Here is a 12,351-nt window from a genome sequence, read left to right as displayed (position 1 = left end):
TCACCCCAGCAGGCATCGCCCCTGCCGGTGCCCAGCCGCACATCAGTCCACCTCTTCATCCTCCCCTTGACCCGGCCGTGCTGGCCCAGCTGGCCAACAGCCTGTTTCGCAGCCTTCCGGGCAACGCACCGGCCTTGCCCGTGCAGGGCGCGCAGCCGCCTGCCACATGGGCACCGGGCGGCTCACCACTGGCTGCGCCCTCGGGCTTTTCGCCCAATGTGCCGGGCACACCCATCCCGCAGGGGCAGGTGCCGGGCAGCAATCTGCTGCCGTCCAGCCCCGGCACATCGCTGTCGCTGGTCAATCGCGCTCCTTCTGCTCTGCCGCAAGCGCAGGCGGGCAATGGCCTGCCCGACAAAGCCTTTGCCGCGTTGCCCGCTTATGAGCCGCGACTGGCGGGGGCGACAGATGGCGCGAATCCTTCGCAAGCCCTTGCAGCAAACACCTTCAGTGCCCCAGCGGGTCTGGACGCCTTGAGCCAGCAAGCCGTGCAGGCTTTGTCTTCAGGTGGCGCTCGCCCCAGCTTTGTGGATGTGCCGCATCTGGACTTGGGCGCATCTCAGCCCGCTGCACCCGCCAGTGCTGCGGCTGTTGGCACGGCACCGCAGTTCTATTTTGTCGATGCTGTTACGCTGCCCAGCGGATTTGTCACTCCGGCCAAGCCGCATCCGTATGCCGCGAATGGGGTGCATGGGGCGCAAGCCGCCACGCCGCAATCGCAGGCCGACCGCCACCCCGGTTTTGACGTGAACGCCGTGCGCCGCGATTTCCCCATCCTGCAGGAGCGCATCAATGGCAAGCAACTGGTATGGCTGGACAACGCCGCCACTACGCACAAGCCGCGCCAGGTGATTGAGCGCATCGCACATTTCTACGAACACGAAAACTCCAACATCCACCGCGCCGCACACACGCTGGCGGCACGCGCCACCGATGCCTACGAGCATGCCCGCGAAGTGGTGCGCCGCTTTATCAATGCGCCCGATGCGCGCGAGGTGATCTTTGTGCGCGGCACCACCGAGGCCATCAACCTGGTGGCCAAAAGCTGGGGCGGCCAGAACGTGGGCGAAGGCGACGAAATCATCGTCAGCCACCTGGAGCACCACGCCAACATCGTGCCCTGGCAGCAACTGGCACAGGCCAAGGGCGCCAAGCTGCGCGTGATCCCGGTGGACGACCAGGGCCAGATTCGCCTGGACGAATACGAGAAACTGCTGAACGACCGCACAAAACTGGTCGCCATCGGCCATGTGTCCAACGTGCTGGGCACCGTGGTGCCGGTCAAGGAAGTGGTGGCCCGTGCCAAGGCGTGTGGCATCACCACGCTGATCGACGGCGCGCAGTCCATCGCCCACACGTCGGTGGATGTGCAGGATCTGGGGGCGGATTTTTTCGTCTTCTCGGGGCACAAAATCTTTGCCCCCACCGGCATCGGCGCGCTCTGGGGCCGCCGCGAGGTGCTCGAAGCCATGCCACCCTGGCAAGGCGGCGGCAACATGATTGCCGACGTGACGTTCGAGAAAACCGTGTTCCAGCCCCTGCCCAACACCTTTGAAGCGGGTACCGGCAACATCGCCGACGCCGTGGGCCTGGGCGCGGCGCTGGAGTATGTGGAGCGCATTGGCATTGAAAACATCAGCCGCTACGAGCACGCACTGGTGGACTATGGCATGCAGCAACTGGCCACCATCCCCGGCCTGCGCCTGATCGGCACCGTGCCGGGCAAGGCCAGCGTGCTGTCGTTCACCCTGGAGGGCTATACGACGGACGAAGTGGGCAAGGCGCTGAATGCCGAGGGCATTGCCGTGCGCACCGGCCACCACTGCGCGCAGCCCATCTTGCGGCGCTTTGGGGTGGAGACCGCCGTGCGCCCATCGGTTGCCTTCTACAACACCTTTGAGGAGATTGACCTGCTGGTGAATGAGGTGCGCAAGCTGGCGTCGCAGCGCCGAACAGTGCGCTGAAGCTTGCTTTTTAAAAGATAGCGGCTAGCGCTTGTATGACAGGTGCTAGCCGCTGTTTTTATTGGCATAGAGTAGTTGTGCCATCGAACAATCCCGCTATCGGCCCAAGTGGCTGTGACTTGTGCTGACTTGATCGGGAATGTCTTTGATCGGCCATGAGCGGTCGTATCCCGATAACGGTAAGCCTAGGCTGTTTCCGTGCTGGGGTCCATTTCAATCCCCCAGATGAAGCTTGCATGTACTTCGTAAATCAGCGTAGCTGTGGTGCCACCCCATGCAGACAAGTTAGGTATGTTCTCAAAGCGAGGAACAACCATCTTTGCTTCGGCAGCAATTGACATCTGGCTTTGGATGGTAAATGCGTTGTTCAGCAACGCGGAGGGGCGACTCAGATACATCGGGAGTTCAACGTACAAGTTCTCACCCTGAACACGATGAACAACCCCGACAAAAAACTGAGCACTGCTTGGGAAGTGAGAAACACCTCCAGCCAGCTTCACAAAAGTACCAGAGCGGAACTTTTTGAGAACCTCTTTGGCATTTTTTGCCAAATCTAAAGATACGTCGGGAAAGAAGTATCGGCGACTTGCCCACAAAGGGTTTGCATTCAAAAAAGCTTCGAGGGCCATCTTCGTGGCGTCACTTTTGCTGATGCCCGATGCATCACAAACTGCTTGCAAGCCATCAACAATACTGCTTGGCAAAGATACTTTAACGGCAACGCCCTTATCAAAATCGCCATCCGCCATAAATCACCTCACAAAAGAACCAATCGGAACCATATGGTACACAGCAGGGACCAATTTGTCCAATCTAGTTATTTTTATTGCACACCAATGCTATTTGTCCGACTTGAGTCAATGTCCGAAATGGGTCGATAGCTGCCAAAAAAGCCCGGAAATTCATCCGAACCCCGGGCTTGTTTCATGGGGCCGTAGAACGCAGTCTCAGTAGCTGGCCCACTCCCTCAATCCCCCCGATAAAAAGGCCTGTCCCCCAGCACGGTTGCGCGGTGCATCACGCGGCGGTGTGGCAGGTAATTGGCGCAGGCGTAGTGCTGGGTGCAGCGGTTGTCCCAGAAAGCGAGGTCGCCCACCTTCCAGCGCCAGCGCACGGTGAACTCGGGCTTGCTCACATGGGCAAACAACTGGCGCAGCACGGCGTCGCTTTCGGTGGTGCTGAGTTCTGCAATGCGGGTGGTGAAGCCTTCGTTGACAAACAGGCCCTGCTGGCCGGTTTCGGGGTGGGTACGAATGACGGGGTGCAGCAGCGGCGGGTGCTTGGCCTTGGCGGCCTCCCATTGCACGCGTTCTTCGGGCGTGCGGGCAAAGCGCCAGGCGGGGAAGGACTTCACAAAATCATGCTCGGCATGCAGGCCGGACAGCAGCTTTTGCCATGGTGCGGACAGGGCGTTGAATGCAGCGGTGTTGCTGGCCCACAGGGTGTCTCCGCCGCTGGGCGGCAGCAGCCGGGCCGAGAGCAGGGCGGCCTGTGCGGGCGCTTCGGTAAAGGTGATGTCGGTGTGCCAGTTGTCGTTGTCGGGCGGGTTGTTGTCATCGGTGTCCAGCACGATGATTTCGGGCACTTCGGGGATGTTGCGGTACACGGGGTGAATGTGCAGCGAACCGAACTGCGCAGCCAGATCGCGCTGCTGCTGTGGCGTGACGGGCTGGTTTTCAAAGAACAGCACCTGGTGCTTCAGCAGCGCGGCATGCAGTGCGTCGCGCAGGTCGGTGCGCAAAGGCTGGGTAAGGTCAACGCCGGTAATGGTGGCGCCCAAGGCGGGGCCCAGAGGCTGGATATCCATGGTGAACAAGAGAGCAATGCAGGAGAAAGGAAAGAGTGGGGCAGCGGTTTGTGCTGCCCTGTGACGCCTGGCAGTGTGGCCTGCGGTCAGGCTTTTGCCTTGCGCGGTTTTTGCATTAGCACATGCGAATTACGCGCATGCAGGTGGGGGCGGAATTTCTAGACTGGGCGCATTCCAACCAAGCGTTACCGAGTCATCCGCATGTCACAAAAAAACCGTCGTCTTTTTTCTCTGCTCCTGATCGCCTCTGCACTGGGTGCGGTGGCATTGCCCGCGCAATCTCAAACGCGTGAAGTGGTGATTGGCTACCAGGACATGGTGTTGCCTTGGCGCTTTGCGCAGGAAACCCAGGCCGTGGAAAAAGCCACGGGCTACAAGATCAGCTACCGCAAACTGGCCAGCGGTGCCGAGGTCACGCGGGCGCTGGCCAGCGGTGCCATTCAGATTGGCGAAGCTGGCTCTTCGCCGTTTGCCGCCGCGCTGTCGCAGGGCGTGCCCATTCAGATTTTCTGGGTGGCAGACAACATCCACAACGCCGAGGCACTGGTGGCCCGCAATGGCAGCAATGCCAGGACGCTGGCTGATCTCAAGGGCAAGAAGATCGGTATTCCTTATGTCTCCACCAGCCACTTCCACGCGCTGGTGGCGCTGCAGGCTGCGGGCGTGAACCCCAAGGATGTGAAGATTCTCAATCTGCGCCCGCCAGAGATTCTGGCGGCCTGGGAGCGCGGCGATATTGATGCCGCTTTTGTGTGGGACCCGGTGCTGGCCAAGATCAGGCAAAGCGGCCAGGTGCTGACCACCTCGGGCCAGATTGCCGCGCAGACGGGAAAGGCCACGTTTGATGCGCTGGCTGTGCGCACGGATTTTGCCAAGGCCAATGACGAGTTCCTGGCCCAATTCGTCAAGGTACTGGCCGAGGCCGATCAGCGCTACACCGCCAAGCCATCGGCATGGACACCAGATTCGCCCGAGGTCAAAGCCGTGGCCAAGTGGTCGGGTGCTGAAGCCGCCAGCGTGCCGGACAGCCTCAAGCTTTACGCCTTTATTCCGCCTGCAGAGCAGGCCAGCAGCCAGTGGCTGGGTGGCGGCAAGAGCTCGGTCGTGGCCAAATCACTGGCCGCCACCGCGCAGTTTTTGCAGACCCAGGGCTCGGTGCAGCAGTTGCTGCCTGACTACTCGGTAGGCGTGAACGACAGCTGGGTGCGCCGTGCAGCGCAGTGATTCATTGCTGCAAGCCTCGGGCCTGATGGATCAGGCTTTGTCGGTGCAGGGTCTGGCTGTACAAGGCTTGTCGGTGCGCTATGAAGGTGCAGCGGCGGGTGATGTGCAGGCCCTGGCCCTGCATCAGCTGGATCTGAATATCGAGCCCGGCGAATTTGTGGTGGCCGTGGGCGCATCGGGCTGCGGCAAGACCACGCTGCTCAACTGCATCGCGGGCTTTACCGCTCCGTCCGCGGGCCGCATTGCCTGGTGCGGTCAGGCTGTGGTGGATGCAGGGGCTGACCGGGGTGTGGTGTTTCAAAAGCATGCGCTGCTGCCCTGGCTCAATGTGATTGACAACGTGGCGCTGGGCCTGCGTCTGCAGGGCGTGGGGCGTGAGGAACGCCACCGCATTGCGCTGCAGCAGCTGGCCCATGTGGGGCTGGCGCAGCGTGCGCGCGACTATCCCTGGCAACTGTCGGGCGGCATGCAGCAGCGCGTGGGCATTGCGCGGGCGCTGGCGGGCAGCGCCGATCTGCTGCTGATGGATGAGCCACTGGGCGCGCTGGATGTTTTCACGCGCGAGGCTTTGCAAGAGCTGATCCTGAAGCTGTGGGCCGAGGCGCGTGCCACGCGCCGCACCGTGTTTTTCATCACCCACGATGTGGAGGAAGCGCTGTTTCTGGCCACGCGCATCATCGTGATGGCACCGCGCCCGGGCCGCATTACCGAAAGTCTGAACGTGGATTTTGGCCGTCGCTATCTGACGGGGGAAAGCGCCAGATCAGTGAAGTCTCTGCCCGAATTTATTTCCATGCGGGAGCACCTGATGGCCGCCATTGCGCAGGCATCAGACGTCGAACTAGCACCAGTTTGATATCAAAAAAATAGCTTCATGCGCTTTATCTGAAAGCGCTGCAGCCATACAAGGCATTTGCTGCCGCTGACAGACCCGAACAGGGGCTACTGATATGAGTACAAGCACTTTTTCCTCCGCAGGCCCGGCTCTGGCGGCTCAGCGACCGCCGCAAACCGAGGCCCGGTCGCCAGCCACAGAAGCGGTGCCTGCCGTCGCCGATATTCCGGCGGTCGCGCCGTTTCGCAATCACCGGCCCAGCCCGCGCCGCTGGTGGGCGCTGCTCAGCGTGGCCGCCTGGCTGGCGCTGTGGTGGCTGGCGACCGAGCAGCGCTGGGTGCCGCCGCTGTTCCTGCCGCCGCCAGAGGCCGTCGTCAAAGCCTTTGCCCAGGCCTGGCGCGGTGATATTCAGGGCGGCGACGCGCTGTGGGTGCATGCGCAGTGGAGCAGTCTGCGCGTGCTGGGCGCCTTCACACTGGCCGTCATCACCGCCGTGCCCGTGGGCATTGCCATGGGCGTGAACCGCTGGGCGCAGGTGGTGCTGGATCCGGTGCTGGAGTTCTACCGCCCGCTGCCGCCGCTGGCCTATCTGCCGCTGGTGGTGATCTGGTTGGGCATTGACGAGGCCTCGAAATGGCTGCTGATTTACCTGGCCTGCTTTGCCCCCATGGCCTTGGCCGCACGTGCAGGCACGCGCAACGCCAGCGCCGAGCAGATCAACGCGCTGCGCTCTCTGGGCGCCACGCGCTGGCAGTTATTGCGCCACGCCATTGTTCCGGCGGCCTTGCCCGACATTCTGGTGGGCCTGCGCATTGCCATGGGCTTTGCCTGGACCACGCTGGTGGCCGCCGAAATGGTGGCCGCCACGCAGGGGCTGGGGCAGATGGTGCTCAACGCCTCGAACTTTTTGCGCACCGATGTGGTGGTGATGGGCATTTTTGTCATCGGGGCCATTGCGCTGCTGCTGGACGGCTTGCTGCGCAGGCTGGAGCAATGGTTGCTGCCCTGGCATGGTCGTTAAAGCTCTAAAGATGTTTAAGGAATAAAAATTTAATTTCTTATTTGTTTGAGTTTTGAAATCCGCCATCCAGAATGGATTTCATCGGTGCAGCAATCGCCGCACCGCTTTCAGAAACAGACTTTTCAGGAGAGTGTTTATGTCGATTCAGGCCATCAATGTGCGCAACCAGTTCAAGGGCAAGGTCAAGGAAATCATCCGTGGTGATGTGGTGTCGGAAGTGGATGTGGAAACGCCCTGGGGCATCGTCACCTCGGTCATCACCACGCGCTCGGTCAATGATCTGGGCCTGGATGTAGGCTCGGAAGTTGTGGCGCTGGTCAAATCCACCGAGGTGTCCATCGCCAAGCTGTAAATCGCACAACTTCGATCAAAAGAGCACCCAGCGCAGGTACTGCTTGCGCTGGGTGCTCTCTATTTGATGGCGCATAAGCGCAGCGCAAAAAACTGGCGCACCGCAAGCCAGAGCGCCGAGCAAGAGCCGCCTCGCAGCGACGGTGCTGTCCCCCTCCCGCAGCGCGAAGCGCGTAGAGAGAGGGGGAAGGCGCGTTAGCGCCTCAGGGGGAGAGAGTCATAAGTGCCGCGTTGCCCCCCGCAGCCGCCGTGTTGTGCGACAGCGCACGTTCATGCCACAGCCGCTCCAGCCGCAGGGGCTGATCGGCATGGCAGCGCACGGGCAGCACCAGCGGGCCGCTGCGCTGGGCCAAGGCCTGAGACCATTGCAGAAACTGCGCGTCATCACACTCTAGCAAGGCGCTGTCCATGGCGGTGTTCTGGGCGATATCAGGCAGCGGCAGTCCATGCGCAAGCAGTTCGATATGTGCACGCAGCTCGGTCGGCAGGCTGGCAAACAGGTCGGTGCTGATGGCGGTGTTGACCCAGATGGCCTGAGAGCCGCTGGCCAGTGCGCCAGCCAGCTGCTGCAGCAGCGTGGCTTTGCTTTGCGCCAGGCACAGCGTGCGGGGCTTGCCGGTCAGGGTGTAGAGGTTGCGCTCGCCCGTGGGGCCGGGCAACAGGCGTGCGGCTTGCAGAGTGGGGAGCTGGGTCAGCAATTGCTGGATGGAGTCAACCGGTGCATTGCTCTGGGCATTGTTCTGGGCGTTGGCCCAGTCCACCAAAACCTGCAAGGGTTGGGCAGAGCTTGTGTCGATGGTCTGCGCGGGCCCGCATTGCTGCAGCACGCTGGCCAGCAACTGTAATGGCGTGCTGGCTGCTTGCTGCAGGCGCGGCAGATACAGCGGCCCGCCCGCCTTGGGCCCGGTGCCAGACAGGCCTTCGCCACCAAAAGGCTGCACGCCCACCACGGCACCCACCATATTGCGGTTCACATACAGATTGCCCACATGCGCGGCCTGCGCGACCTGTTGCACGGTTTCATCAATGCGGGTGTGCAAGCCCATGGTCAGGCCATAGCCCAGCGCGTTGATGGGCTCCAGCAGTTGCGGCAGCTCGCGGCGCTGGTAGCGCAACACATGCAGTACCGGGCCAAAGACTTCGCGCTGCAGGCTTTGCAGATCGCTCAGTTCAATCAGCGTGGGCGGCACAAAGTGGCCTTGTGCGGCAAGGCTTTCAGCCAGCGGCGATTGGTGAATTTTCAGGCCCTGTGCTTTGAGTTTGGCGATGTGCTGCTCAATGCCTGCCTTGGCTTCGGCATCAATGACCGGGCCAATATCGGTGGCCAGCAGGGCGGGGTCGCCACAGCGCAGCTCTTGCATGGCGCCTTTGAGCATGGCGATGACGCGGTCGGCGCAGTCGTTTTGCACACACAGTAGACGCAGGGCCGAGCAGCGCTGGCCCGCGCTGTCAAAGGCGGAGGAAACAATGTCCAGCACGGCTTGTTCTACCAGCGCGGATGAGTCCACGATCATTGCGTTCTGGCCACCAGTTTCGGCCACCAGCACCACGGGCTCGCCATCGGTGCGCAGGCGCTTGGCGGTCTGCTGATTCAAAAGACGCGCCACTTCGGTGGAGCCGGTAAACAGCACGCCCGCCACCCGCGCATCGGCTACCAGCGGTGCGCCTACGGTCTCGCCACGACCGGGCAGCAGTTGCAGCACTTCGGGCGCAATGCCTGCCTGATGCAGCAGGCGCACGGCCTCGATGGCGATCAGCGGTGTTTGCTCGGCAGGCTTGGCCAGCACCGTATTGCCCGCAGCCAGCGCAGCGGCAATCTGGCCGGTGAAGATGGCCAGCGGAAAATTCCAGGGGCTGATGCAGACCACCGGGCCAATGCCCGCAGCCAGCAAGCCATCGGCATCCTGTCTGCGCAATTGCGCGGCGTAGTAGCGCAAAAAATCAACGGCTTCGCGCACTTCGGATACCGCATTGGCCGCGGTTTTGCCCGCCTCGCGCATCAGCAGCGCCATCAGCGGCTGCATCTGGTCCTGGTACCGCTGGGCAGCAGCCTCCAGTGTGCTGGCACGCTGCGCGGCGGGTGTGGCACTCCAGCCGCGCTGGGCTGCATCGGCCATTGCCAGCGCCTGCTGCAGCTGTGCGGGCGTGGTCTCTGGCACATGGCACAGCACCTCGCTGTGGTTGGCGGGGTTGGTGATGGCGTCGGCTTGCTTTTCTGCGGCGGCAGGCGCTGTCGATTGCAGCGTCTGGGCCAGGGCGGCCAGCGTGCCGTCGTCGCTCAAATCCAGTCCGTCAGAGTTCTGGCGCTGTGCGCCCAGCAGCGCACGGGGCAGGGCGATGTGTGGGTGGGGCAGGCCGACAGAGTTAGAGCCATTTTGGCCTTCAGTCAAGGTTTGATCTGCGGGGGCTGCTATCAAATCTGAGATGGGCCAGTCGGGGTCGGCAATGCGATGCACAAAAGAGCTGTTGGCCCCGTTTTCCAGCAAACGGCGCACCAGATAGGCCAGCAGCGTTTCATGCGTGCCCACAGGCGCATAGATACGGCAGGGGCGGCGTGCGGCGCTGTCTGCTGCTTCAACCACGTTGCGGTACAGCGGCTCGCCCATGCCGTGCAGACATTGAAATTCATAGCGGCCCGCGCTGTATGGTTGTGCGCTGGCGAGTGATTCAATGGTGGCCACGGTCTGGGCGTTGTGCGTGGCAAATTGCGGGTAAATCGCGTCTGGCGCGGCCAGCAGCTTGCGGGCGCAGGCGATATAGGCAACGTCTGTGTGGTGCTTGCGGGTGTACACCGGGTAGTCGGCCAGGCCATCCATCTGGGCACGCTTGATTTCGCTGTCCCAGTACGCGCCTTTGACCAGTCGCACCATCAGGTGGCGGCTGCTGCGCCGGGCCAGATCGACCAGATAGTCGATCACGTAGGGGCAGCGCTTTTGATAGGCCTGAATCACAAAACCCAGCCCGTTCCAGCCGGCCAGACTGGGCGCATGGGCCAACTGCTCCAGCAGGTCCAGCGACAGCTCCAGCCGGTCCGCTTCCTCGGCGTCGATATTGATGCCGATGTTGTAGCGTTTCGCCTGCTCGCACAGTTGCAGCACGCGGGGCAGCAGCTCATCCATCACGCGCTGCCACTGCGCACGGCTGTAGCGCGGGTGCAGGGCGCTGAGCTTGATGGAAATGCCGGGCCCTTCGTAAATGCCGCTGCCGTTGCTGGCTTTGCCAATGGCGTCAATGGCATCCACATACGACTGCAGATAGCGTTGTGCATCGTCGGCGGTAAGCGCCGCTTCGCCCAGCATGTCGTAGGAATAGCGAAAGCCCTTGGCCTGCAGTTCGCGGGCGCGTTTGAGGGCTTGGGCAATGGTCTCGCCCATCACAAACTGCTCGCCCATCAGGCGCATGGCCATGTCTACGCCCTTGCGCACCAGTGGCTCGCCACCTCTGGCCGTCAGTCGCTTGAGGGCCGAGAGCAGGCCCGATTCGCTGTGCGTATCCACCAGCTTGCCGGTAATCACCAGCCCCCAGGCCGCGGCGTTGACAAACAGCGAGGGGCTTTTGCCCAGATGCGCCTGCCAGTCACCACCGCGCAACTTGTCGCGAATCAGCGCGTCGCGGGTATCGGCATCGGGAATGCGCAGCAGCGCTTCGGCCAAGCACATCAGGGCCACGCCTTCTTGCGACGACAGCGAAAACTCCTGCAGCAAGCCTTGCACCAGCCCCTGACGGCCCACGCTGGCAGGCTGTGCACGCAATTGCTCCACCAGCCGCTGGGCATGGGCTGCGATCTCTGCGGCCTGGGCGGCGGGCAGGATGGCCGCAGGCAGCAGCTGCGTGACCGCCTCGGGCTCGTTCATGCGCGTGGCGGCCGTGATGGCGCGGCGCAGTGCGTCGGCAGGGCGGGTGGCGCTTGGCAGCGGGGTGAATACAGAGGAGTTTGTCTGCATAGCGGTCGAAGGAATGCGGGCCAGACAGCGGGAGGGTGCGCTGCCATCACCATGTGCACACCTGCATTGCAAGCCGCTTGCGGCGTGGTGTCTACATAGGGGAAATCATTGCTGGTCTACCAAAGAATGAATCACTATATTTTGTGAATTCAAAAGAGGATTTCACCAATGAATGAGATTCTGGAAGTGGATTTGGACAGAATTGACCGCAAGATATTGGCAATTCTGCAAACCGATGGCCGCATATCCAATCTGCGCCTGGCCGATCAAGTCGCGCTGTCGCCCACCGCCGTCCAGGCCCGTGTGACGCGGCTCACACGCGATGGCTACATCCTCGGCTACGAAGCGCGGCTCAACCCGCGCAAGCTGGGCGTAGGCATGACGGTTTTTGTCGAGGTGCTGCTGGACCGGACCACCCCCCATGTCTTTGACGAGTTCAAAGCCGCCGTGCTGGCCTACCCGGCCATCATGGAGTGCCATATGGTGGCGGGCGGTTTTGACTACCTGCTCAAGACCCGCATGGCAGACATGAGCGCCTACCGTGAATTTGCAGGGCGCGTGCTGTGGCAGTTGCCGGGCGTGCGCGAGACGCGGACCTATGCGGTGATGGAGGAGGTCAAGGATGATGCGAGGTTGCCGTTATAGGGGCGTGGCGCTGAACGACCCACTCCGGACATCCAAATCTCGATAAATCCTGCGTATTGGCGTAGATCATCGAAAATGACTCCACTTAGTAGTAAAAATTGGAGGAGCTGAAGATGGATATGCCGTTAACGAAGTGGTACTGTGATGTCTGCGGTGAACCTATTGAGGACGCGAAAAAAGGATATGTAATCTGGAGTCCAGTAGAGGGGCATGGATTCAGAATCATTCATCAGAAGCGATGTGATCAAAAAGATCACATCGCTTCGAAAGCTTTAGATGAGTTTTTGGGGCTAGAAGGGCTTACGTACCTTCTAGCAAAGCTGAGCATTGGGCCCATTGCTCAAAACTCCGAGTCAAGTCCGGTGAGCAAGCTTCCCAACCTAGATGAGTACGTTGATTTCATGAGACGTGTGCAGGTGCCGTTCTACGAAGAGGCGCGCAGACTCTTTGGTACTGAGCGAGTACAGGCAGATTTCTATGACGCAAATGAATACATGCCATATCTACCGAGCCGACTTGAACGCATGATCCGGGCACAAGAAGATTAGTAGCTCCTCAGC

At 61.5% G+C, this 12,351-nt stretch carries 10 protein-coding genes; 7 read left to right on the top strand and 3 right to left on the bottom strand.

Annotated features, from left to right (window positions below):
* Positions 1–14: 14 nt before the first annotated feature.
* Positions 15–1,964, top strand: a complete 1,950-nt coding sequence (locus JDW18_RS14010; RefSeq protein ID WP_218243911.1) for a family 2A encapsulin nanocompartment cargo protein cysteine desulfurase — start codon at positions 15–17, stop codon at positions 1,962–1,964.
* A gap of 185 nt (positions 1,965–2,149) precedes the next feature.
* Here the strand turns inward: JDW18_RS14010 and JDW18_RS14005 are convergent, their stop codons facing one another.
* Both JDW18_RS14005 and tauD read right to left on the bottom strand, forming a co-directional pair.
* Positions 2,150–2,713, bottom strand: coding sequence for a hypothetical protein (locus JDW18_RS14005; RefSeq protein WP_218240042.1), 564 nt, complete (start codon positions 2,711–2,713; stop codon positions 2,150–2,152).
* A 218-nt stretch (positions 2,714–2,931) separates the two neighbouring features.
* Positions 2,932–3,771 (bottom strand): taurine dioxygenase, encoded by an 840-nt coding sequence (tauD, locus tag JDW18_RS14000; protein ID WP_218243910.1) that lies wholly within the window; start codon positions 3,769–3,771, stop codon positions 2,932–2,934.
* Positions 3,772–3,972: 201 nt separating this feature from the next.
* Between tauD and tauA the strand changes: the two genes are divergently transcribed.
* From tauA to JDW18_RS13980, 4 genes are all read left to right on the top strand, one after another.
* Positions 3,973–4,995 carry a taurine ABC transporter substrate-binding protein gene (gene tauA, locus JDW18_RS13995; RefSeq protein WP_218240041.1) on the top strand — a complete coding sequence of 341 codons (1,023 nt, stop codon included), beginning with the start codon at positions 3,973–3,975 and terminating at the stop codon, positions 4,993–4,995.
* A gap of 43 nt (positions 4,996–5,038) precedes the next feature.
* On the top strand, positions 5,039–5,851 hold the full coding sequence (locus tag JDW18_RS13990; protein ID WP_246610552.1) for a taurine ABC transporter ATP-binding protein: 813 nt from the start codon (positions 5,039–5,041) through the stop codon (positions 5,849–5,851).
* Positions 5,852–5,945: 94 nt separating this feature from the next.
* Positions 5,946–6,851 (top strand): ABC transporter permease subunit, encoded by a 906-nt coding sequence (locus JDW18_RS13985; protein ID WP_218240040.1) that lies wholly within the window; start codon positions 5,946–5,948, stop codon positions 6,849–6,851.
* 136 nt (positions 6,852–6,987) lie between these two features.
* Positions 6,988–7,203 (top strand): TOBE domain-containing protein, encoded by a 216-nt coding sequence (locus tag JDW18_RS13980; RefSeq protein ID WP_218240039.1) that lies wholly within the window; start codon positions 6,988–6,990, stop codon positions 7,201–7,203.
* 202 nt (positions 7,204–7,405) lie between these two features.
* Here JDW18_RS13980 and putA read toward each other — a convergent pair whose 3' ends face one another.
* Positions 7,406–11,146 (bottom strand): trifunctional transcriptional regulator/proline dehydrogenase/L-glutamate gamma-semialdehyde dehydrogenase, encoded by a 3,741-nt coding sequence (gene putA / locus JDW18_RS13975; protein ID WP_218240038.1) that lies wholly within the window; start codon positions 11,144–11,146, stop codon positions 7,406–7,408.
* A 168-nt stretch (positions 11,147–11,314) separates the two neighbouring features.
* On the opposite strand from putA, the gene JDW18_RS13970 reads away from it, so the two are divergent.
* On the top strand, positions 11,315–11,791 hold the full coding sequence (locus tag JDW18_RS13970; RefSeq protein ID WP_218240037.1) for an Lrp/AsnC ligand binding domain-containing protein: 477 nt from the start codon (positions 11,315–11,317) through the stop codon (positions 11,789–11,791).
* A gap of 113 nt (positions 11,792–11,904) precedes the next feature.
* Positions 11,905–12,339: a hypothetical protein gene (locus tag JDW18_RS13965; protein WP_218240036.1), complete on the top strand. Its 435-nt coding sequence runs from the start codon at positions 11,905–11,907 to the stop codon at positions 12,337–12,339.
* Positions 12,340–12,351: the final 12 nt, after the last annotated feature.

Origin of the sequence: Comamonas fluminis, assembly GCF_019186805.1 — a bacterium.
In the GTDB taxonomy this organism is placed as follows: domain Bacteria; phylum Pseudomonadota; class Gammaproteobacteria; order Burkholderiales; family Burkholderiaceae_C; genus Comamonas; species Comamonas fluminis.
Note: the sequence above shows the minus strand (reverse complement) of the source record. Positions and strands in the feature narration are given on the sequence as shown.

Excerpts from the sequence above, each read along its gene's own strand:
- JDW18_RS14005 (WP_218240042.1), bottom strand. The coding sequence starts at position 2,713 with ATGGCGGATGGCGATTTTGATAAGGGCGTTGCCGTTAAAGTATCTTTG.
- tauD (WP_218243910.1), bottom strand. The coding sequence starts at position 3,771 with ATGGATATCCAGCCTCTGGGCCCCGCCTTGGGCGCCACCATTACCGGC.
- tauA (WP_218240041.1), top strand. The coding sequence starts at position 3,973 with ATGTCACAAAAAAACCGTCGTCTTTTTTCTCTGCTCCTGATCGCCTCT.
- JDW18_RS13985 (WP_218240040.1), top strand. The coding sequence starts at position 5,946 with ATGAGTACAAGCACTTTTTCCTCCGCAGGCCCGGCTCTGGCGGCTCAG.
- JDW18_RS13980 (WP_218240039.1), top strand. The coding sequence starts at position 6,988 with ATGTCGATTCAGGCCATCAATGTGCGCAACCAGTTCAAGGGCAAGGTC.
- putA (WP_218240038.1), bottom strand. The coding sequence starts at position 11,146 with ATGCAGACAAACTCCTCTGTATTCACCCCGCTGCCAAGCGCCACCCGC.
- JDW18_RS13970 (WP_218240037.1), top strand. The coding sequence starts at position 11,315 with ATGAATGAGATTCTGGAAGTGGATTTGGACAGAATTGACCGCAAGATA.
- JDW18_RS13965 (WP_218240036.1), top strand. The coding sequence starts at position 11,905 with ATGGATATGCCGTTAACGAAGTGGTACTGTGATGTCTGCGGTGAACCT.